General features: G+C 72.0%; 21 protein-coding genes. 8 read left to right on the top strand and 13 right to left on the bottom strand.

Going from position 1 to position 19870, the window contains the following annotated elements; all coding sequences use genetic code 11:
• Window positions 1-251 precede the first annotated feature (251 nt).
• Window positions 252-491, top strand: a complete 240-nt coding sequence (locus KUM32_RS27395) for an SCO4848 family membrane protein (RefSeq protein WP_217144645.1) — start codon at window positions 252-254, stop codon at window positions 489-491.
• A 35-nt stretch (window positions 492-526) separates the two neighbouring features.
• Window positions 527-1924 carry a metallophosphoesterase gene (locus KUM32_RS27390; protein ID WP_217144644.1) on the top strand — a complete coding sequence of 466 codons (1398 nt, stop codon included), beginning with the start codon at window positions 527-529 and terminating at the stop codon, window positions 1922-1924.
• Here KUM32_RS27390 and KUM32_RS27385 read toward each other — a convergent pair.
• The 10 genes from KUM32_RS27385 to KUM32_RS27340 all read right to left on the bottom strand — a co-directional run bounded on the left by KUM32_RS27385 (window position 1915) and on the right by KUM32_RS27340 (window position 8931).
• Window positions 1915-2661, bottom strand: a complete 747-nt coding sequence (locus KUM32_RS27385; protein WP_217144643.1) for a TetR/AcrR family transcriptional regulator — start codon at window positions 2659-2661, stop codon at window positions 1915-1917. The genes KUM32_RS27390 and KUM32_RS27385 overlap by 10 nt on opposite strands.
• A gap of 11 nt (window positions 2662-2672) precedes the next feature.
• On the bottom strand, window positions 2673-3158 hold the full coding sequence (locus KUM32_RS27380) for a thiol-disulfide oxidoreductase DCC family protein (protein ID WP_217144642.1): 486 nt from the start codon (window positions 3156-3158) through the stop codon (window positions 2673-2675).
• 4 nt (window positions 3159-3162) lie between these two features.
• A complete protein-coding gene (locus KUM32_RS27375) occupies window positions 3163-3570 on the bottom strand; it encodes a hypothetical protein (protein ID WP_217144641.1) in 408 nt (135 codons plus the stop codon).
• A gap of 119 nt (window positions 3571-3689) precedes the next feature.
• Complete coding sequence (locus KUM32_RS27370; protein WP_217144640.1) at window positions 3690-4100, bottom strand: VOC family protein; 411 nt, start codon at window positions 4098-4100, stop codon at window positions 3690-3692.
• A 41-nt stretch (window positions 4101-4141) separates the two neighbouring features.
• A complete protein-coding gene (locus KUM32_RS27365) occupies window positions 4142-4591 on the bottom strand; it encodes a Uma2 family endonuclease (protein WP_217144639.1) in 450 nt (149 codons plus the stop codon).
• A 165-nt stretch (window positions 4592-4756) separates the two neighbouring features.
• Window positions 4757-5530, bottom strand: coding sequence for a succinate dehydrogenase iron-sulfur subunit (locus KUM32_RS27360; RefSeq protein ID WP_029394386.1), 774 nt, complete (start codon window positions 5528-5530; stop codon window positions 4757-4759).
• Window positions 5530-7284: a succinate dehydrogenase flavoprotein subunit gene (gene sdhA / locus KUM32_RS27355; RefSeq protein ID WP_217144638.1), complete on the bottom strand. Its 1755-nt coding sequence runs from the start codon at window positions 7282-7284 to the stop codon at window positions 5530-5532. Before sdhA ends, KUM32_RS27360 begins: the two co-directional genes overlap by 1 nt.
• A gap of 19 nt (window positions 7285-7303) precedes the next feature.
• Complete coding sequence (locus tag KUM32_RS27350) at window positions 7304-7786, bottom strand: succinate dehydrogenase hydrophobic membrane anchor subunit (RefSeq protein ID WP_217144637.1); 483 nt, start codon at window positions 7784-7786, stop codon at window positions 7304-7306.
• A 5-nt stretch (window positions 7787-7791) separates the two neighbouring features.
• The gene (gene sdhC / locus KUM32_RS27345; protein ID WP_217144636.1) at window positions 7792-8172 is read right to left on the bottom strand and encodes a succinate dehydrogenase, cytochrome b556 subunit; all 381 of its coding nucleotides are present in this window, start codon (window positions 8170-8172) and stop codon (window positions 7792-7794) included.
• Between the two features lie 264 nt (window positions 8173-8436).
• Window positions 8437-8931, bottom strand: a complete 495-nt coding sequence (locus KUM32_RS27340; RefSeq protein ID WP_217144635.1) for a 2-oxo-4-hydroxy-4-carboxy-5-ureidoimidazoline decarboxylase — start codon at window positions 8929-8931, stop codon at window positions 8437-8439.
• A gap of 281 nt (window positions 8932-9212) precedes the next feature.
• On the opposite strand from KUM32_RS27340, the gene KUM32_RS27335 reads away from it, so the two are divergent.
• The 4 genes from KUM32_RS27335 to KUM32_RS27320 all read left to right on the top strand — a co-directional run bounded on the left by KUM32_RS27335 (window position 9213) and on the right by KUM32_RS27320 (window position 13621).
• Complete coding sequence (locus KUM32_RS27335) at window positions 9213-10793, top strand: glycoside hydrolase family 20 protein (RefSeq protein ID WP_217144672.1); 1581 nt, start codon at window positions 9213-9215, stop codon at window positions 10791-10793.
• 120 nt (window positions 10794-10913) lie between these two features.
• Window positions 10914-11435 (top strand): hypothetical protein, encoded by a 522-nt coding sequence (locus KUM32_RS27330; protein WP_217144634.1) that lies wholly within the window; start codon window positions 10914-10916, stop codon window positions 11433-11435.
• Between the two features lie 405 nt (window positions 11436-11840).
• Window positions 11841-12503 carry an RNA polymerase sigma factor gene (locus tag KUM32_RS27325; RefSeq protein ID WP_217144633.1) on the top strand — a complete coding sequence of 221 codons (663 nt, stop codon included), beginning with the start codon at window positions 11841-11843 and terminating at the stop codon, window positions 12501-12503.
• Window positions 12503-13621: a hypothetical protein gene (locus KUM32_RS27320; RefSeq protein WP_217144632.1), complete on the top strand. Its 1119-nt coding sequence runs from the start codon at window positions 12503-12505 to the stop codon at window positions 13619-13621. The genes KUM32_RS27325 and KUM32_RS27320 overlap by 1 nt, the downstream gene beginning before the upstream one ends.
• A gap of 209 nt (window positions 13622-13830) precedes the next feature.
• On the opposite strand, the gene KUM32_RS27315 is transcribed toward KUM32_RS27320, so the two are convergent.
• Window positions 13831-14676, bottom strand: a complete 846-nt coding sequence (locus KUM32_RS27315; RefSeq protein ID WP_217144631.1) for a L,D-transpeptidase family protein — start codon at window positions 14674-14676, stop codon at window positions 13831-13833.
• A gap of 252 nt (window positions 14677-14928) precedes the next feature.
• Here KUM32_RS27315 and KUM32_RS27310 point away from each other — a divergent pair, with 252 nt between their 5' ends.
• Complete coding sequence (locus KUM32_RS27310) at window positions 14929-16527, top strand: methylmalonyl-CoA mutase (protein ID WP_217144630.1); 1599 nt, start codon at window positions 14929-14931, stop codon at window positions 16525-16527.
• A 136-nt stretch (window positions 16528-16663) separates the two neighbouring features.
• Here KUM32_RS27310 and KUM32_RS27305 read toward each other — a convergent pair whose 3' ends face one another.
• A complete protein-coding gene (locus KUM32_RS27305; protein WP_217144629.1) occupies window positions 16664-18085 on the bottom strand; it encodes an FAD-dependent oxidoreductase in 1422 nt (473 codons plus the stop codon).
• Window positions 18086-18165: 80 nt separating this feature from the next.
• Between KUM32_RS27305 and KUM32_RS27300 the strand changes: the two genes are divergently transcribed.
• A complete protein-coding gene (locus KUM32_RS27300; protein WP_217144628.1) occupies window positions 18166-18819 on the top strand; it encodes a TetR/AcrR family transcriptional regulator C-terminal domain-containing protein in 654 nt (217 codons plus the stop codon).
• On the opposite strand, the gene KUM32_RS27295 is transcribed toward KUM32_RS27300, so the two are convergent.
• Window positions 18804-19793 carry a class I SAM-dependent methyltransferase gene (locus tag KUM32_RS27295; protein ID WP_217144627.1) on the bottom strand — a complete coding sequence of 330 codons (990 nt, stop codon included), beginning with the start codon at window positions 19791-19793 and terminating at the stop codon, window positions 18804-18806. The genes KUM32_RS27300 and KUM32_RS27295 overlap by 16 nt on opposite strands.
• Between the last annotated feature and the right edge of the window lie 77 nt (window positions 19794-19870).

Raw genomic sequence — 19870 nt, 5'->3', positions numbered from 1 at the left:
GTGAGAGGACGGCGACAGCGGTCAGGGCGGCGGAGGTGACCGTCAGGGATCGCCTGAGGGCCTTCTTGGGTGCGGGCACGAGCGAGAACGTACCGTCCGGCAGCGGCGCGCTCCCACCCCCCTCCCCACCCCGCGCGCGGATCCGGGCGCCCGGCGGCGATACTGGAGCGGTGCCGTGCCCGTCGGGGGGACAACCCCCGGACCCCCGGTCGGTCAGGGGGGCACGGTGATGCGAGGAAAGGTCCGTTTCTGTGAAGCTCAGCCGCCCCGTCTCCTGGTTCCTGCTCGTTTTCGGGGTGTGGAGCTGGATCATCTGGATCACTTTCGTCAACAATCTGATCAAGGACAGCAGCGGGCTCGCCTTCGAGGACGGCGACCCGACGGCCTACTTCTGGGTGCACCTGCTGCTCGCCGTCGTCTCTTTCGTATGGGGGACGGCCATCGGGGTCATCGGGTTGCGCGGACTGCGCGCACTGCGCCGAACGTCATAGGCGTCGCGGCGTCACAACGGAGGGGATACGGCGGCATGGTGGTCGTCTTCGCGCTCGTCGCGTTGACCGTGGTGGGCGTGGTCGTCACGGCGAACTGGTACGTGTGGCGGCGGCTGTTCCGCGACACGACCCGGGGCCCCGGCCCCGTGCGCCGCGTCGGCGCGGTGGTGCTCGCCGGAGGCTGGGCGCTGGCGGTGGGCGCGCTGGTCGCCGAACGCACGGGCGCCCCCTTCTGGCTCCAGCGCGTCCTGGCCTGGCCGGGCTTCCTGTGGCTGGCGCTGTCGATCTACCTGCTGCTGGCGGTGCTGGCGGGCGAGGTCGTACGCCCGCTGCTGCGGCGGCTGCTGGAGCGCCGGGCGGCCGCGCGGCAGACGCGCCCGGAGCCGCTGGTGGCGCCGGCCAAGGACGCGGAGCGCATACCGGCCGCGACGGCCCCGCCCGGGACACCCGAGGCGCCCAGGACACCCGAGGCGCCCAGGACACCCGAGGCGCCCAGGACAGCCGAGGCGCCCGAGGCGCCCGAGGCGCCCGAGGCATCCGAGGCACCTGTGACGCCGGTCACCGACGGCGCCGCCCCCGGAGCCACCCCCGCGAGCCCCCTGGCCGTGCCCTCCCGCCGCCTCTTCGTCTCCCGCGTCGTCGCCGGTGCCGCCGCCGCGGCGGCCGTCGGAACGGTCGGCTACGGCACCTACGGCGTCCTGAACGGACCGCGGGTGAAGCGGGTGACCGTGCCGCTGGCCAAGCTGCCGCGCGCGGCGCACGGTTTCCGCATCGCCGTGGTCAGCGACATCCACCTCGGTCCGGTGCTCGGCCGGGGCTTCGCGCAGAAGGTCGTCGACACGATCAACTCCACGCAGCCCGACCTCGTCGCGGTCGTCGGCGACCTGGTGGACGGCAGCGTGAAGGACCTCGGCCCGGCGGCGGCCCCGCTCGCACAGCTCAGGGCCCGGCACGGCGCGTACTTCGTCACCGGCAACCACGAGTACTTCTCCGGCGCCGAGCAGTGGGTCGCCGAGGTGCGGCGGCTCGGCCTGCTCCCGCTGGAGAACGCCCGCACCGAGCTGCCCCACTTCGACCTGGCCGGCGTCAACGACGTGGCGGGCGAGGAGGAGGGCCAGGGCCCCGACTACGCCCGCGCCCTCGGCGACCGGGACCGGGCCCGCGCGTGCGTGCTGCTCGCCCACCAGCCGGTGCAGATCCACGACGCCGTCGACCACGGCGTCGACCTCCAGCTCTCCGGCCACACCCACGGCGGCCAGCTCTGGCCGGGCAACCTCATCGCGGGCGCCGCCAATCCGACACTGGCCGGTCTGGAACGCTACGGCGACACCCAGCTCTACGTCAGCCGCGGCGCGGGCGCCTGGGGCCCGCCCACCCGCGTGGGGGCGCCCTCGGACATCACCGTGATCGAGCTGGCGTCGCGTCAGGCCTGATCGGCGGCCTTCCTGGCCGCGGGGTCGGGAAGGGCCTTCGTCATCCCGGGCAGGAAGTCCGTGAACAGCTCGTGCACCTCGCGCACCAGCGGGCGCAGCACGCGGAAGCGGGCCAGCACGACGCCCCGCGCGGTGAGCCGGGCGCCGCGCTCGGCGAGGCGGTAGCTGCGCTCGCGGCCCTCCGTGCGGTCGAAGATCCAGTACAGGACGAGGCCCATCTGGGAGAGCCACATCAACTCGGGCAGGATGTCCCGCAGTTCCTCCGGCACCTTGGTCTTCGCGCCGGCCAGCACCGACCGGTGGATGCCGATGGCCTCCACGCGCGCGTGCTCCGACTCCGGGGAGAACGGGCTGAGCGGGCTGTCCGGGTCGGCGGCGTTCTTGAAGAACTGCACCGCGAACTCGTGGTACGGCGTCGCGATGTCCAGCCAGACCTTCAGCACGCCCGCCAGCCGCGCCTCCAGGTCGGTCTCCCGGGCCAGGACCTCCCGGACCGCGGCCCGGTGCTCGGCCGCGATCCGGTCGTAGAAGCCCTGGATCAGGTGCTCCTTGCCGGCGAAGTAGTAGTAGGCGTTGCCGACGGAGACCCCGGCCTCCTGGGCGATGGCCCGCATCGTCGTCCGGTCGTAACCGCGTTCCTGGAACAGCCGCATGGCCGTCTCCAGGATCAGCGCGCGGGTCTGCTCGGACTTGCTGAGGGGGGCACCGTCGTCGGGGCCGTCGTTCTTCGCAGGCACGGGACCAGAGCCTAGCCAGTGGCGCAGGCGCCGTCGTCACAGCCGGGCCCACGGTACGTCCAGCCGAGGCCCGGCTCGTACACCCAGCCGTCCGCGCGCCGGTAGCCGTTGCCGCCCCACCGCCGCTGTCCGCCCCGCCACTTGGCGGCGGCCAGGACGGCCCCCCGGGCCAGCCTGGCCCCGGTGGGCGTGCTGAGCCGGTGGGCGAGCCGGCGGTGCGCGCGCAGCGCCCACAGGACGACGATCCAGGCGGCGGCGCCCCGGTAGACCTGTCCGCCGTCACCGACGGCGGTGACCTCCTCCAGGGAGGCGCCGTGGTCGAGTCCGGGGAACCGCCGCCGGGCCTCGTCCGACCCGGCCGGGAGCAGTTCCAGCGGTACCAGCCGCGGCTGCCGCAGCAGCCAGTCCCGTACGTGGGTGCACAGGGAGCACTCGGCGTCGTAGAGGACGGTGAGCCGGCGCACCGGGGCGCCGGCCGTCGTCGGAGCGGACGTCATCGGCTCAGGCCCCGGCCGCCGGGGCCACCCAGCCCTGCGGCGGGACCGGCGGCACCTGCTCCCGCTCCATCATGCCGCGCCGCCGGATCTTGTTGAGCACGTACACGTTGCCCAGGTGCATCGCGCCGAGCACCAGGAGCACCACGCCGAGCTTGGTCGAGAGCGCCTCGAAGATGCCGCGGGTGTCGGTGACGGTCTCGTCGCCGCTCAGGTAGAGGGCGACGAAGCCGAGGTTGACGAGGTAGAAGCCGACGACCAGGAGGTGGTTGACGGCGTCGGCGAGCTTCTCGTTGCCGTGCAGGACGTCGGCGAGGAAGACCCGCCCGTTGCGGCTGAGCGTGCGGGCCACCCAGACGGTCAGACCGATGCTGACGACCAGGTAGATGACGTAGGCGATGACGGTGCGGTCCATGCCCCACCCCTTCTTGAACGCGTTCAAAACGCTGACGGGACTGACTGTAGACCTGCTTTTGAACGTGTTCAACTCAACGGGGGAGTGGTCCGCGTCACGCGACCGGTGACGGGCGGCGGTTACGGTCGCCGGCCGAGCTCCGGACGCTTGGAGTAGTCGGTGAGGCCGATGACGTTGCCCCACGGGTCGGCGAACTCGACGGTCCAGCCGGTGGCCACGGGGAACGGTTCGTCGAGCGGCGGGACGCCGGCGTCGCGCAGCATACGGGCCGCCTTGCGCGCGTCCGTCACCTCCAGCCACACCCGGGCGGAGGGCCAGAGCGGCGGCTGACGCCCGAACTCCTCCTCCACCCGCAGCAGGAGGCCAGGGGTCTCGCCCCCCACCTTCAGCAGGGCGATGCCGGCCTCGTCGAGCCGGTAGGCGACCGGGAAGCCGACGCGTTCGTAGAAGCCGACGGCCTCCGCGAGGTCCCCGACCGGCAGGAGCACGTTGTCGAACCCGAGCAGTTCGTACGACTCGTCATCTGACATGGTGTCAGGCTAGGACGGTCATCGCCCGGAACGGCTGATTGTCAGCCCTGCCCGGGTGCGGGCTTACTCCGTCCGGCGGCAAGGATCTCGGCGACGTCCAGGGTGACCTCGGCGCCGAGGGAGCCGGGGAGGGTGACGGTCTCACCGGGGGAGTGGACGCGGTGGGTGGAGTAGTCGGCGCAGTCGGGGTGATCTTCGATGTCGGTGTCCACGATCGCCAGGTCCGGGATCGCGTAGTGCTCGGCGTCCATGGGCAGCCGGAGACCGATGCCCTGGTGTACTTCGGTTTCACCGTCGTCAAGGCCCGATGCGATGAACGGGCGCATGAGTGTGGTGAGGGCCCGCGAGTGCGGAACGTCCGGTGGCGGGGTCACGACGAGCCGGCCTCCGGTGATCGCGACGCGGTAGCCCGGATTGCGGTCCATGAGACGGTTCGCCTCAGCGATCAGCGGAAGTCCGCCGTGGGGCAGCCCGACGGATGCTGCGGACATCGCGTGCCTCCCAGGGGCTGGTGTCGAGACCATCGTCGTAGGGCGGCGGGCGCCCTCACGTCCGTCGCGGCGCCCTTCACCCGATGGTGTGGCATATGCCAGAGGGCCCCGTCTCCAGCGGAAACGGGGCCCTCGCGGACGTACGGCGTCGTCAGTCGGCGGACGTCAGAAGCGGCGCGTGATCAGCGCCCGCTTCACCTCCGCGATCGCCTTGGTGACCTCGATGCCGCGCGGGCAGGCGTCCGTGCAGTTGAAGGTCGTGCGGCAGCGCCAGACGCCGTCGCGGTCGTTGAGGATCTCCAGCCGCTGCTCGCCGGCCTCGTCGCGCGAGTCGAAGATGAAGCGGTGGGCGTTGACGATGGCCGCCGGGCCGAAGTACTGCCCGTCGTTCCAGAACACCGGGCACGAGGACGTGCAGGCGGCGCACAGGATGCACTTCGTGGTGTCGTCGAAGCGCTCGCGGTCCTCGGCGGACTGCAGGCGCTCACGCGTCGGCTCGTTGGTGTCCTTCGTGATCAGGAAGGGCATCACGTCCCGGTACGCCTGGAAGAACGGCTCCATGTCGACCACGAGGTCCTTGAGGACCGTCAGGCCCTTGATGGGCTCGACCGTGATCGGCTTCTCGGGGCTGATGTCCTTGATCAGCGTCTTGCAGGCCAGCCGGTTCTTGCCGTTGATCCGCATGGCGTCCGACCCGCAGATGCCGTGCGCGCAGGAACGGCGGAAGGTGAGGCTTCCGTCGAGGTCCCACTTGATCTTGTGCAGCGCGTCGAGGACGCGCTCCTTCGGGTCGATCTCCAGCTGGAAGTCTTCCCAGGTCGCCTCGGCCGAGACCTCCGGGTTGAACCGCCGGACGCGGAAGGTGACCGTGATGTACGGGGAGTCGGCGAAACCGGGCTCGGGGGCCTTGTCGCTCTTCTCCATGACAGGGGTAGCCATCAGTACTTACGCTCCATCGGCTGGTAGCGGGTCTGGACGACCGGCTTGTAGTCGAGCCGGATGGACTCGGCGCCGTCGTCGCCCACCTCGCGGTACGCCATGGTGTGGCGCATGAAGTTGACGTCGTCGCGGTTGGGGTAGTCCTCGCGGTAGTGACCGCCGCGCGACTCCTTGCGGGCGAGCGCGGACACCGCCATGACCTCGGCCAGGTCGAGCAGGTTGCCCAGCTCGACGGCCTCCAGCAGGTCGGTGTTGAACCGCCGGCCCTTGTCCTGGATCGCCACGTTCTTGTACCGGGCGCGCAGCTCGGCGATCTTCTCGACGGCCGTCTTGATCGTCTGCTCGGTGCGGAACACCATGACGTTGGCGTCCATGCACTCCTGCAGCTCGCGGCGGAGCGTCGCCACCCGCTCGGTGCCGGTGGAGTTGCGCAGCCGCTCGATCTGCTCGACGACCAGGGACTCCGGGTTCTCCGGCAGCTCGACGAAGTCCGCCTTCTGGGCGTACTCCGCGGCGGCGATGCCGGCCCGCTTGCCGAAGACGTTGATGTCCAGCAGCGAGTTGGTGCCCAGTCGGTTGGCGCCGTGCACGGAGACGCAGGCGACCTCTCCGGCGGCGTACAGGCCCGGGACCACGGTGGTGTTGTCCGCGAGGACCTCGCCCTCGACGTTGGTCGGGATGCCGCCCATCGCGTAGTGCGCGGTGGGCTGGATCGGGATCGGGTCCGTGTAGGGCTCGATGCCGAGGTAGGTGCGCGCGAACTCCGTGATGTCGGGCAGCTTGGCGTCCAGCTGCTCCGGCGGGAGGTGGGTGAGGTCGAGGTAGACGTGGTCGCCCTCGGGACCGCAGCCGCGGCCCTCGCGGATCTCCGTGTAGATGGAGCGGGAGACGACGTCGCGCGAGGCGAGGTCCTTCATGACCGGCGCGTACTTCTCCATGAAGCGCTCGCCGTCCTTGTTGCGGAGGATGCCGCCCTCACCGCGGGCGCCCTCCGTCAGCAGGATGCCCATGCGCCAGATGCCGGTCGGGTGGAACTGGAAGAACTCCATGTCCTCCAGCGGCAGCCCGCGCCGGTACACGGCCGCCTGGCCGTCACCGGTCAGCGTGTGCGCGTTCGAGGTGACCTTGAAGAACTTGCCGGTGCCGCCGGAGGCGTAGATCACGGACTTCGCCTGGAAGACGTGGATCTCACCGGTGGCCAGCTCGTACGCCACGACGCCGGCGGACTTCTTGACGCCGTCGACCTCGGTGATCAGCTGGTCCAGGACGTAGAACTCGTTGAAGAACTCCACGCCCTCCTTGACGCAGTTCTGGTACAGCGTCTGGAGGATCATGTGGCCGGTGCGGTCGGCCGCGTAGCAGGAGCGGCGGACCGGGGCCTCGCCGTGGTTGCGGGAGTGACCGCCGAAGCGGCGCTGGTCGATCGTCCCGTCGGGCGTCCGGTTGAACGGCAGGCCCATCTTCTCCAGGTCGAGGACCGAGTCGATGGCCTCCTTCGCCAGGATCTCGGCGGCGTCCTGGTCGACCAGGTAGTCACCGCCCTTGACCGTGTCGAAGGTGTGCCACTCCCAGTTGTCCTCCTCCACGTTGGCCAGCGCGGCGGCCATGCCGCCCTGCGCGGCGCCCGTGTGGGAGCGGGTGGGGTAGAGCTTCGTCAGGACGGCCGTGCGGCTGCGCTTGGTCGCCTCGATGGCGGCCCGCATACCGGCGCCACCGGCGCCGACGATGACGGTGTCGTACTTGTGTACCTTCATGATTTTCGCAGCCCCGTGCCTAGCGGATGTTCGGGTCGAAGGTGAAGATCACCAGCGTGCCCAGCAGGATGGTGAACACCGTGGCGGTGTAGAGCAGGCCCTTGAGCCACAGGCGGGTGTTCGGACGCTCCGCGTAGTCGTTGATGACCGTGCGCAGGCCGTTCGTGCCGTGCAGCATCGCGAGCCAGAGCATCAGGAGGTCCCAGACCTGCCAGAAGGGCGAGGCCCAGCGGCCCGCCACGAAGGCGAAGCCGATCTTCGAGACGCCGCCGTCCAGCACCAGCTGGATGAGCAGATGACCGAGGACCAGGACGACCAGCACCACGCCGGACAGGCGCATGAAGAGCCAGGCGGCCATCTCGAAGTTGCCGCGCGTGGACTTCGGGGACTTCTTGGTGCGCTTGCGGGGCGGCTCGATCAGCGGCGCCGGGTTGTCGGCCGTGTAGAGGGAGGCGCCCTCGACGGGGCCGATCCCGGTGGCGGGGGATTCAGTCGTGGACATTGGCGTCAGCTCCCGAACAGTTCACGAGCGGCGTGGCCGAGGACGGGGTAGATCGCCCCGATCATCAGCACGACCCACAGGGCGACGACGGTCCAGAGCATCTGCTTCTGGTAGCGGGCGCCCTTGACCCAGAAGTCGACGGCGATGACGCGCAGACCGTTGAGCGCGTGGAAGAGGATGGCGGCGACGAGGCCGTACTCCAGCAGCGCGACGATCGGCGACTTGTACGTGGCCACGACGGTGTCGTAGGCCTCGGGGGACACACGGACGAGTGCGGTGTCCAGCACGTGAACGAACAGGAAGAAGAAAATGAGGACGCCGGTGACTCGGTGAGCCACCCAGGACCACATTCCTTCCCGGCCGCGGTACAGCGTTCCAGCCGGCACGGAAATTTCCTCCGGGAGCGGGGATTGGGGCCGCGCCGGCTTTCCTTGTCGGTCGGGCCCGGCCGGGTACGGTCCACCGGCCCCCAGCATGGTAGCGACGGTTGCCCGCGGCGCTCACGGCGGGCCTGCCGTTGTGATCAAACTTGCACTCAAAGGAGCGGCGGCGGGTGGGCCACCGGGCGGCCACCGGGTGCGGATTCGAGCGGTGCGCCGGGTGCGGCTGGTCGGTGGTGGCCCGCGTCCGCGCGGCGGAGCCGCGTATCCCTACAGCTCGCGGTCCCGGAGCAGGTGGGACAGCCGCGCCCTCGCCAGGCGCCGGAGTTCGTCCGCCGCCACCAGGCGCTCCTCCTCCGGATCGTTCGCCAATCGTGACCGGATGTCCTCGAGCACGTGGTCCAGGGCCTCGCTCGCGGGCATGCCGTCCAGGCAGATGACGAACGCGTGTCCGAATCGGCTCTCGTAGGCCGCGGTGGCCGCGCTCAGGGCCGTGTGGGCCGCCGCGTACGTGTCCTCCGGCAGGGTCGGCAGCGCCTCCGCCGCCAGGGCCTCCGTCAGGCCGTCCGGGGACAGGTCGTAGGCCGCCTCGTCCGCCGCCGCCAGCAGGGAGGGGAGGTCCGGGTAGGTGCGGTGGGCGGTGAGGCGGTGGGCCCAGTCGCGGCTGTTCAGGCAGGTCAGAAGGGTCTGGACGGCCTCGTCCTCGGGAGCGGTGTTGAAGTGCTCCAGCGAGGGGGCCGTTACCGGTGTGGCGCGGGTTTGCATCGGTACCGGTATGGCCACTCGGCCGGGGAGGTCTGGGAGACGGTGCGCAGGCAGCGTGGATCCTTGTGGGCGTCACGTGTGTGTCGGCAGGGGATTGTGCGAAAGGTGTGCCGTCACGTTATCGAGTGACGGCAGCACGTGTCCGTCCGTTGCTCGAATTTCACCCGAACGGGAGAGTTTCAGAACATGTGGTGGACGCATGGTGAAGCTCACGGCCCTAGGTTGGCGCTGTGAGCCAGCACGGACGCCGGAATCCGGCGCACAAGGTGAGGCAGCGGGCCGTGATCGCCGGTGCGGCGGTCGCCGCGCTCGGTGCGGGAGTCGGCCTGTGGGCCACCGACGGTGAAAGCGACGGCGGGCCGGCGGGGCCGGCGGCGGCCCTGTCCTCCGACGAGGCGGCGGCGCCCTCCACCCCGCCCGGCCCCAGCCGTTCCTATGCCCTGTCCGAGGAGCCGCGCACCATACCCGCCGTGCGCGACCACACCCCGGCCCGCGGCCCCGGCTGGCAGCCCGAACGCGGCCACCGCGTCGTCGTCGCCGAGCGCGGCCTCGCCGACGAGGGGCGCCTGATAGCCGGCGAGCTGGGGCTGACGTACGCGGGGGAGAAGGACGACGAGCGCGCCGGCGACCTGCGTCTGGAGGTGAAGCAGGACGAGGGCGCCGACCCGGAGTCGTACAGCATGACCGTGCGCGACGGCCGCGTCACCGTCAGCGGGCCCGCGGAGGCGGGCGTCTACTACGGCACCCGCACCCTCAAACAGGCGGTGGACGGCGGCGGCACCGCGCCCGAGGGCGTCGTGAAGGACGAACCGGACAAGCCGCGCCGCGGGTTCATGCTCGACATCGCGCGCAAGCACTACGACGCCGACTGGATCAAGGACCGGATACGCGAGCTCGGCGACCTGAAGTTCAACGAGCTGGGCCTGCACTTCTCCGACGACCAGGCCTTCCGCATCGAGTCCGACTCGCACCCGGAGATCGTCTCGGACGACCACCTGACCAAGGCCGAGATGAAGGAGATCATCGATCTCGCCGCCTCGCGCCACATCACCGTCGTCCCCGAGATCGACTCGCCCGGCCACCTCGGCGCCGTGATCGCCGCCCACCCCGACCTGCAACTGCGCAACGCCCAGGGCAGGGCCACGCGCGGTGCCATCGACATCTCCAAGCCGGAGGCCGCCGAGATCGTCGACGACCTGCTCGACGAGTACGCCGACCTCTTCCCCGGCTCCCAGTTCCACCTGGGCGCCGACGAGTACCAGGCACTCGTGGTGCCGGACCCCGAGGCCTCCTACCCGACGCTGGCCGCCGCCGCCCGCGAGGCGTACGGCTCCGGCGGCACCGTCGCCGACCTCACGACCGACTGGCTGAACGACCGGGCCAGGACCGTCCAGGCCCACGACCGAACCCCGCGCGCCTGGAACGACGGCTTCTTCAAGGACACCTCCGTCGAGCCCCTGAAGGACCTCAAGGTCGCCTACTGGACCGGCAAGGAGATCGGCGCCCGGCAGCCGGCGGAGTACCTGGGCGCGGGCCGCGAGGTCCTCAACTACAACGACGAGTTCCTCTACTACGTGCTCGGCGAGCCGCAGACCTTCGTCTACCCGACCGGTGAGCGCATCTACGAGCAGTGGACCCCGCGGGTGCTGCGCGGCACGCAGCCGGTCGACGCCCGGTACGACGACCAGATACTCGGCGGCAGCTTCGCGGTCTGGGGCGACCTGCCGAACGCCCAGACGCAGGAGCAGGTCGCCGACGGCATACGGCTGCCGCTGGCCGCGACGGTCCAGAAGCTGTGGGACCCGGACAAGCCCGAGCTGTCGTGGGCCGACTTCAGGGCGCTGGCGAACCGGCTCGACTGACCCGGGGCCCGCCCGGGGCGCCCCGGACGGCACGCGGATTGCCCGATCCGGCTGCGGACCCGCGCACGGCTGTGGTGGTCTGTGGACGAGCCGAACCGAACACGCCGGGGGGACCGGGACATGGGCTACTGGGGGTATTTCGTCGTGGGCCGCGCCGATCGGCCGCTTTCTGCACTGGATGCGTTGTCGGGCGCCGCGGACATGACCCTGCGCCTGTCCGCGCCGGAGGGCTGGCAGGTGTGGGAGTTCCCCGGTGGCGACGGAGACGTCGGGAACATGAACGACCTGGCCGGGCAGACCGGCGCGCCCGCGCTGTTCGGGTACGTCATGGACAGCGACTGTGTGGTCGTGGAGGCGGCGGCCCCGGAGAGCGGGGCGTGGACGACCTGTCTGGCGCGGACCGCGATGGCCGGATACCTGGGCGCCGAGAAGGAGGGGCTCACCCTGGAGGACTACTTCCTCGAACCCCACGACGCCGCCGAACGCGCCGTCGCCTGGGCCGCGGAGGCCGGACGCACCGCGAACGCCGGGGAACTGGCGGAGGTGCTGGCGGCCGATCCCGGTGCCGGCACCGGAGACGACGGGGTGGCTGAGCACCTCTTCTTCCGGTTCCTCGACCGGCTGGGCGTGGTGCCGCTGTGACGCGGGGCTGAACGCCGGGCCTCGGCAGGGACGAGGCCGCCCCGGTCCGGGAACGAGGGTGTCGGCCAAGGCAACGGCCGGAGCCGCCACCCCCCACAGGAGAGGCCCCGGCCGTCGCGCGGCACGGGCCGCGCGGCGGCCCGTACCTGGTACAGCGCCGGGACTGCGTTTTCTGTCACACCCCCGCGCGTCACGGGTTAGTTGCATCTTGTACGGCAATGCGAGGAGGACATGGACGAGTGGCGGTTTCACGACGTAACGTGCCGTTCGCGCCGACCGGCGGGAGCCTCCCTCCCGCACCAGACCCGCGGTGGACCACCGCGACGATCGACAAGAGGAACCACGACGGCGAGCACCCGGTCCGCGAGAGCGGCACCGGCTTAGGCGCGAAGAGAGGCACGTTCGGTGCTGGGGGACGACGCGGAGCTGACCGCCGCGGTGCGTGCGGCACAGGACGGGGACGAGACCGCGTTCCGGACTGTGTACCGCAGCGTGCATCCGCGGCTGCTGGGATACGTACGGACACTGGTCGGTGACCCCGACGCCGAGGACGTGGCGTCCGAGGCGTGGCTGCAGATCGCCCGCGACCTGGAACGGTTCACCGGCGACGCCGACCGGTTCCGCGGCTGGGCCGCCCGTATCGCCCGCAACCGCGCGCTGGACCACATCCGCATGCGCGGGCGCCGGCCCGTGATCGGCGGCGACGAGACGGAGCTGACCGGCAGGCCCGCCGAGTCCGACACCGCGGGGGAGGCGATCGAGGCCCTGGCCACCGACACCGCCCTGTCCCTGATCGCCCGGCTGCCCCAGGACCAGGCCGAGGCGGTCGTCCTGCGCGTGGTGGTGGGCCTCGACGCCAAGAGCGCCGCCGAGACGCTGGGCAAGCGGCCCGGTGCCGTCCGCACGGCGGCGCACCGCGGCCTGAAGCGCCTGGCCGAACTGCTCGGCGGCGATCCGGAATCGGACGGCGGTCTCGAAGTCCTGCCGCCCCAGCGAGAACCGCGCGGCCGAGCGGTGACGTCCGCGAGTGTGACGCACACGCGTGCGCGGACGCAGAGGGACATGTGATGGCCGACGAGCAGGACGAGTGGCTGGACCGCGAAACGGCGGAGCTCTTGCTGCGCGGAGAGTCACCGCAGACAGTCGACCCGGCGGCCCGCGACCGGGCCGAACGACTCGTCAAGGCCCTGGGCGCTCTCTCGGCCCCACCCGCGCCGGCCGGCGAGGAGCTCCCCGGCGAGGCCGCCGCGCTGGCCGCCTTCCGCAAGGTGCGCGCCGAGCGGGCCGACACGCTGGAGGGGCCGTCGGCCGCCCTCCGTCACGGCACCGCGGCGGGGTCCTCCGACGCCGCGGCGGTCCGCGCCGGCCGGCGCGGCGACGCGGTCCGGCGCCCCCGCTGGAACCGTCCCCTGCGCCTCGGGCTGGCCGCCGCGCTGACCGCCGGCATGGTCGGCGGGGTGGCGGTCGCGGCCGGAACCGGAGTCCTGCCGACGCCGTTCGACGGCACCGAACCGGACCCCGCCGCCACCGTCTCGGCCGTCGCGTCCCCCGACCGCCCGCGCGCCTCGCCGGCGCCGCTGGACGGCGTGCGGGGCGGATCGACGCCGGGCGGCACCCCGCCCGGCACGCCCGACCGGGGCACCGCGCGAGAGGAGGGCGACGACGACGGCGCCCGCGACCGCGAGTCCCGCGAACGGGGGACCGGCGGCTCCGACGCCCGGCGACCGGGCCTCGCCGCGTCCTGCCGCGACGTACGCGCCGGCAGGGCACTGGACGGCACCCGGAAGCGGGCGCTGACGGAAGCGGCCGGGGGCTCGTCGCGGATCGGCACGTACTGCGCGGGCCTCCTCGCCGCTCCCGGTCCCGCGGCCGGGGAGCGGGGCGGCGCCGGGGACGGCGGGGAGCCCGGTGAGCCCGGGGAGGAGCGCCGGGAGCGGCACACCGGGAAGGACTCCGGCGACAGGGACGACCGGGGCGGCGAGGGCGACCGGGGCGGCGAGGGCGGCAAAGGCGGTCAGGACGGCGAGGGCGACAGGGACGACCGGGGCGGTGACGGCGGCAAGGACGACCGGGGCGGCAAAGGCGGTCAGGGCGGAAAGAAGGGGGGCGGCGGCAGGGGCGATGACGACCGCCACCGCGGAGCTCCCCCGCCGCATCCGTCGTCCCGCCTCGGGTCGGCCGCCTGACCCGCGATTCCGCCGTCGCCCGGGAGCGTCTCGCGGGGGTGTGACACTTTCGGCCACCGTGACGCAGTGATGAGTGAGCCGACTGGTCATCGGCTTCCGCACCGAGCCGGGGTTCCCCCCGTACCTACGGCTCGTGCATCTCGGCGCGGGCGGGACACGTTCCCCCTGTCCCGCCCGCGCCCCTTCCGCACGGTGCCGTCTCAGCCGTCTCACCGGTACACGACGACCTTGTCGCCGTTCCTCACCTGCGCGTAGAGGTCCGCGATCGCCGCCTCGTCCCGCACGTTGACACAGCCGTGCGAGGTGCCCGCGTACCCACGGGCGGCGAAGTCGTACGAGTAGTGCACGGCCTGGCCGCCGCTGAAGAACATCGCGTAGGGCATGGCGGAGTCGTAGAGCGTCGACCAGTGGTGACGGGACTTCCAGTAGACGTGGAACACGCCCTCCCGGGTCGGCGTGTACTGCGAGCCGAACCGCACCGGCATCGTCGACACGGTCCGCCCGTCGACCATCCAGCGCAGCGTCCGGCTCGTCTTGCTGACGCACAGCACCCGGCCGGTCAGACAGCGCGGATCCGGAGCGGCGGCCGGCTGACCGCCCATCAGGTACAGCTCCCACCTGCCCGGCTCCCGCGTCATCCCCAGCAGCCGCTGCCAGGTGACGGTGTCGGTCCGGCCCGTTCTGGGCAGCCCGCGCTTGCCCTGGAAGCCGCTCACCGCGCGCTCGGTCAGGTCGTCGTACGTCCCGGTCGGCCCGTCGACGAGCCACTGGACCTGGCGCAGCCGGGCCTGGAGCTCACGGACCTCCGGGCCGGTGTCGCCCCGCCCCCACAGCACCCGGGGCTCCAGACCGGCCCGCGGCGCCCCGGACGGCCGGTCGTCGGCCGGCGTGTTCCCCGACGGTGTCCCGGTGACGCCGATGCGCACCGGTGAGCGCCCGTTGCCGTCGACGCCCGTGCCCTGCACCGTGCAGCCGCCCACCAGCAGCGCGATCCCCAGGGCGACCGCGACCGCCCTCCCGGTGCTCCCCGCACTCCCCGTGCCTGTCGTACGCATCCCGGCCCCCCGTCGTCTCACGGCCCCGCACGGACGTCCCCCTGAGATGTTCCCCGCGGATGACGCGCCGCGAACGGCACGGCATCGTTGTGACCGGGACCGCATCGAGGTTGTGAGCAAGGTCCCAGCGTGCGCCCCTGCACCGGGTGCGCGTGCGCCGATACAGTCCGTCGAAGGGCCGGCCTGTACTGGCGAGTAACTGACGGGTAGTTCGAACATGTCGAACATGTGCTCAGCGGGAGGCATCACACCATGGCGCGCGAGTCGGGCAGTGCACGGTCCACCGAGAGCGGACTGCCCATCGAACCAGTCTACGGGCCCGAAGCCCAGGAGGGCTGGGACCCGGCCGAGAAGCTGGGCGAACCGGGGAAGTACCCCTTCACCCGGGGCGTGTACCCGTCGATGTACACCGGCCGGCCGTGGACGATGCGCCAGTACGCCGGTTTCGGCACGGCGACGGAGTCCAACGCCCGCTACAAGCAGCTGATCGCCAACGGCACGATGGGCCTGTCGGTCGCCTTCGACCTGCCCACCCAGATGGGCCACGACTCCGACGCCCCGATCGCCTCGGGCGAGGTCGGCAAGGTGGGCGTGGCGATCGACTCGATCGACGACATGCGGGTGCTGTTCGGCGGGATCCCGCTGGACAGGGTCTCGACGTCGATGACGATCAACGCCCCCGCGGCCCTGCTGCTCCTGCTGTACCAACTGGTCGCCGAGGAGCAGGGCGTGGGCGCCGACCAGCTCACCGGCACGATCCAGAACGACGTGCTGAAGGAGTACATCGCGCGCGGGACGTACATCTTCCCGCCCAAGCCCTCGCTGCGGCTGATCGCGGACATCTTCAAGTACTGCCGGGCCGAGATCCCCAAGTGGAACACCATCTCGATCTCCGGCTACCACATGGCCGAGGCGGGCGCGTCCCCCGCGCAGGAGATCGCCTTCACCCTCGCCGACGGCATCGAGTACGTGCGGACGGCGGTCGCGGCGGGCATGGACGTCGACGACTTCGCGCCCCGTCTCTCCTTCTTCTTCGTGGCCCGCACGACGATCCTGGAGGAGGTCGCCAAGTTCCGCGCGGCCCGCCGGATCTGGGCCCGGGTGATGAAGGAGGAGTTCGGCGCGGAGAACCCCAAGTCGCTGATGCTGCGCTTCCACACCCAGACGGCGGGCGTGCAGCTGACGGCCCAGCAGCCCGAGGTGAACCTGGTCCGCGTCGCCGTCCAGGGCCTGGCGGCCGTCCTCGGCGGCACCCAGTCGCTGCACACCAACTCCTTCGACGAGGCCATCGCGCTGCCGACCGACAAGTCCGCCCGTCTCGCCCTGCGCACCCAGCAGGTCCTCGCCTACGAGACGGACGTGACGGCGACCGTCGACCCCTTCGCCGGTTCGTACGTCATCGAGAAGATGACCGACGACGTCGAGGCGGCGGCGCTGGAGCTGATGCGCAAGGTCGAGGACCTCGGCGGCGCGGTCAACGCCATCGAGCACGGCTTCCAGAAGAACGAGATCGAGCGCAGCGCCTACCGCATCGCCCAGGAGACCGACTCCGGCGAACGGGTCGTGGTCGGCGTCAACCGCTTCCAGCTCGACGAGGAGGAGCCCTACGAGCCCCTCCGCGTCGACCCGGCCATCGAGGCCCAGCAAGCCGAACGCCTGGCCAAGCTCCGGGCGGAGCGCGACCAGGCGGCGGTGGACTCGGCACTGGCGGCCCTGAAGAAGGCCGCCGAGGGCGAGGACAACGTCCTGTACCCGATGAAGGACGCGCTGCGGGCGCGGGCGACCGTGGGCGAGGTGTGCAACGCGTTGCGGGAGGTCTGGGGGACGTATGTGCCCTCGGATGCCTTCTAGAACCTGCTGAGCCGGGTCGTCACCTCGGACGGGAGATCGGGGGCCGAACGGCGGGGAACGGTGTCGAAGCCGGTGACGAGATCCTCACGCCGGCGACCACTGGGCCGGCCCGCCCGGACGGGCCCCGGTCCGGGCCTCAGGAGCCCAGCCCGAACCGTTCCAGGTAGGTGCCGAGGCCCTCCGGCGTGTCCCCGGCCCATCCGACGTACCCGTCCGGCCGTACGAGGAACAGCCCCGCCCCGTACGCCCCGTACGCCCCGTGCGCGCCCCCGCGCACCACCCGTACCGCCGCCCCCACGCCACGGCCGGGCGCGTCGACGCCCAGCGCCAGCAGCGTCCAGTGCGGCCCCCGGAAGGCGTCGAAGAGCCGTACGCCGTCCACCCTCCCGTCGGGCGCGCGGTCACCGGCCCGTACCGTGCCCTCGTCGACGGCGCCCCGCGTCTCCACCGTCAGCGAGGAGTCCCGGTACCCGATCCCCAGCTGCCGGGTCGCCGCGCCGCGCCGCACCTCGCCGCGGTGGACGGCGGTCGACAGGTCGAGCATCTGCGCGGCGACCGGCCGCCGTTCCTCCTCGTAGCTGTCCAGGAGCGCGGCCGGAGCGTCCCCCTTCAGCACCGCGTCCAGCTTCCAGCCCAGGTTGTAGGCGTCCTGGACGCTGGTGTTCAGCCCCTGACCGCCCGCGGGTGAGTGCACGTGCGCCGCGTCACCGGCGAGGAAGACCCGGCCCGAGCGGAAACGGTCGGCCAGGGCCGCCCGCGGCCGGAAGTCGGAGGTCCAGCGGACCTCGGTGACGTCCTCGGCGGTGATGTGCGAGCGCTCCGCGACGACCTTGCGGACGCCGTCCGGGGAGGTGTCCACGTCCGCGCCCTCCGGGAACCGCGCCATCACCTGGAAGTCCTCGGTGCCGGCCAGGGGGCAGACGGCGAGGAGGTCGTCGCCTTCGCGCGGCGGGAAGACGTGCCAGTTGTCCCGGTCCAGGCCGTTGATCCGGACGTCCGCCACCAGCGTCGGGCCCGGGTCGACGGTCCCGCCGGTCATGCCGATGTCCAGCGCGCGGCGCACCGCCGACCGGCCGCCGTCCGCCGCGAGCAGGTAGCGGGCGCGCACCGTCCCGCCCGAGGAGAGGTGCGCGGTGACGCTCTCGTCGTCCTGCGAGACACCGACGACCTCGTGCTGGAAGGCGATCCTGCCGCCCAGTTCCGCGAGCCGTGCCGCCAGGATCTCCTGCGTGCGCCACTGCGGCACCATCCACGCCCTGTTGTAGGGCGAGTCCTCGCTCGGCTCGGCCGGGTCGAACATGTGGTGCTCGCCGACCCGCTCGCCGTTCTTCCAGATCATGCCGATCGGGTAGGGGCCGCCCGCCGCGTGGATCGCGTCGATGACGCCGAGGTCGTCGAGGACCTCCATCGTGCGGGGCTGGAAGCCCTTGCCCCGCGAGCCGGGGAAGAGCGCCCGCGCGCGCTCCACGACCAGCGCGTCCACGCCACGCCGGGCCAGGTCGACGCCGAGGGCCAGGCCGGTGGGGCCCGCGCCGACGATCAGGACGTCCGTGTTCATGCCGAGTCTCCTTAACGCCGTTAAGTCCCTGTCGCGCCCCAGCATCGCCTTAACGACGTTAAGGTGTCAAGCTGTCCCCCGTGGGAACGGAACGACGCACCCCCCTCGACCGCCGACGGGTCGCGGACACGGCGCTGAAACTGCTGAACGAGGTGGGCCTGGACGGCCTCACCCTGCGCGCCATCGCCAGGGAACTGGACGTGAAGGCGCCCGCCCTGTACTGGCACTTCAAGGACAAGCGGGCCCTGCTCGACGAGATGGCCACCGAGATGTACCGGCGGATGGTCGCCGGCACCGCGCTGGACCCGGACGACACCTGGCGGGAGCGGCTGCTCAAGGCCAACCGAGGCCTGCGCGCGGCCCTGCTCGGCTACCGCGACGGCGCGAAGGTGTTCAGCGGCTCACGCTTCACCGGCGTGGAGCACGCCGAGCAGCTGGAGGACAGCCTGCGTCTGCTCACCGCCGCGGGCTTCAGCCTCCCCCAGGCGGTCCGGGCGTTCACGACGGTGTACCTGTACACCCTCGGCTTCGTCACCGAGGAACAGGGTGTCCAGCCCCCGCCCGACGAGCGCAGCGAGGGCTTCGACCTGATGGAGGAACGCGCCCGCCGGCTGGCCGGCTACCCGTTGGCGGCAGCGGCGGGCGCGGAGCTCTTCACGGACCACGACCGGCACTTCGAGGAGGGGCTGGCGCTGCTGATCGAGGGGATCGGGGTGCGCTACGGCCTCGGCTGAGGCACCCCGCCCGCCTTCGCCCGCCGCGTCGCCCGGTACCGCCGCACCGCCCGGGTGACGGCCGGCGGCAACAGGTCCAGGGCGAGACGCCGGGCCCGCCCGCGGCGGGACACCGGCCGCGCGGGGGACCGCTCGGACCGCTGGGCCTGCTTCACCTGTGCCGGTACCGACGGCGCCTTTGCCCGTGACCGCCGGGCCGCCGCGGACGCCCGGTACCGCGAGGACGGCAGCGACGGCGGCCGCATGCTCCTGTCCTTGGCCCGGACGCGGACCAGCCGGTGCCCGGCGGCCCGCTCCACGCTCACCCCGCAGTCGTCGCGCCCGTGCAGCGCGGCGAGCAGCTCCTCCTGGACGGGCCCGGGGTCGCCCCAGGTGCCGTACAGCTTCTGGCTGCTCAGGCAGACGGGGCGCAGCCCCCGGTTGAGGACGGCCTCCCAGGCGGCGGCGGCGACGCCCGGGGTGTGTTCGGTGCGGAAGTCGTCGAGGACGACGATGCCGTCGGGCCGCAGCAGGTCGCGGGCCGCGGCGATGTCGGAGTGGACGTGCTCGTACAGGTGCGAGGCGTCGATGTGGACGAACCGGCAGCTGCCGGACGCGACCGCGTCGGTGATGGCGGAGGTGGGGGCCTGGACGACGGTCGGCAGGGTGTCGTGGAAGGAGAGGTAGTTCCGCTCGAACGCCTGCCGGGTGAGCGTGGAGTACGACCGTGCCGTCTCGGCCCGGTTCGCGTCGTCCGGCGCGTCGGCCCCGAAGAGGTCACAGACCGTCAGCGTCTCGCCGTCCCGCAGGTGGTGGCCCAGCAGGATCGCGCTCTTGCCCAGGTAGGCACCCAGTTCGAGCAGGTCGCCGCGGGTTCCCCCGGCCTCCTGCCACTGAAGGAACCAGGAGAAGAGCACCTGGTCCAGCGGCCAGAACCAGCCCGGGACGTCGCCCAGCTCGGCGGGGTACTCGTGCGTCTCTTGCGCAGTGGCCATGAGGGGAGCATGCCTCTTGGGGCGTACGACGCGGTCGGCGCGCGCGATCCCATGGACGGAAGATCACACGAATCGCC

This window comes from Streptomyces sp. AC627_RSS907 (assembly GCF_019049165.1).
This window is presented reverse-complemented; position numbering and strand designations above follow the sequence as displayed.

What these genes read in the sequence shown, in the direction of transcription:
- KUM32_RS27310 (WP_217144630.1), top strand. Translation starts at nt 14,929, where the DNA reads ATGGCGCGCGAGTCGGGCAGTGCACGGTCCACCGAGAGCGGACTGCCC.
- KUM32_RS27365 (WP_217144639.1), bottom strand. Translation starts at nt 4,591, where the DNA reads ATGTCCGCAGCATCCGTCGGGCTGCCCCACGGCGGACTTCCGCTGATC.
- KUM32_RS27390 (WP_217144644.1), top strand. Translation starts at nt 527, where the DNA reads ATGGTGGTCGTCTTCGCGCTCGTCGCGTTGACCGTGGTGGGCGTGGTC.
- KUM32_RS27375 (WP_217144641.1), bottom strand. Translation starts at nt 3,570, where the DNA reads ATGGACCGCACCGTCATCGCCTACGTCATCTACCTGGTCGTCAGCATC.
- sdhA (WP_217144638.1), bottom strand. Translation starts at nt 7,284, where the DNA reads ATGAAGGTACACAAGTACGACACCGTCATCGTCGGCGCCGGTGGCGCC.
- KUM32_RS27360 (WP_029394386.1), bottom strand. Translation starts at nt 5,530, where the DNA reads ATGGCTACCCCTGTCATGGAGAAGAGCGACAAGGCCCCCGAGCCCGGT.
- KUM32_RS27380 (WP_217144642.1), bottom strand. Translation starts at nt 3,158, where the DNA reads ATGACGTCCGCTCCGACGACGGCCGGCGCCCCGGTGCGCCGGCTCACC.
- KUM32_RS27320 (WP_217144632.1), top strand. Translation starts at nt 12,503, where the DNA reads ATGGCCGACGAGCAGGACGAGTGGCTGGACCGCGAAACGGCGGAGCTC.
- KUM32_RS27350 (WP_217144637.1), bottom strand. Translation starts at nt 7,786, where the DNA reads ATGTCCACGACTGAATCCCCCGCCACCGGGATCGGCCCCGTCGAGGGC.
- KUM32_RS27370 (WP_217144640.1), bottom strand. Translation starts at nt 4,100, where the DNA reads ATGTCAGATGACGAGTCGTACGAACTGCTCGGGTTCGACAACGTGCTC.
- KUM32_RS27295 (WP_217144627.1), bottom strand. Translation starts at nt 19,793, where the DNA reads ATGGCCACTGCGCAAGAGACGCACGAGTACCCCGCCGAGCTGGGCGAC.
- KUM32_RS27305 (WP_217144629.1), bottom strand. Translation starts at nt 18,085, where the DNA reads ATGAACACGGACGTCCTGATCGTCGGCGCGGGCCCCACCGGCCTGGCC.
- KUM32_RS27340 (WP_217144635.1), bottom strand. Translation starts at nt 8,931, where the DNA reads ATGCAAACCCGCGCCACACCGGTAACGGCCCCCTCGCTGGAGCACTTC.
- KUM32_RS27315 (WP_217144631.1), bottom strand. Translation starts at nt 14,676, where the DNA reads ATGCGTACGACAGGCACGGGGAGTGCGGGGAGCACCGGGAGGGCGGTC.
- KUM32_RS27330 (WP_217144634.1), top strand. Translation starts at nt 10,914, where the DNA reads ATGGGCTACTGGGGGTATTTCGTCGTGGGCCGCGCCGATCGGCCGCTT.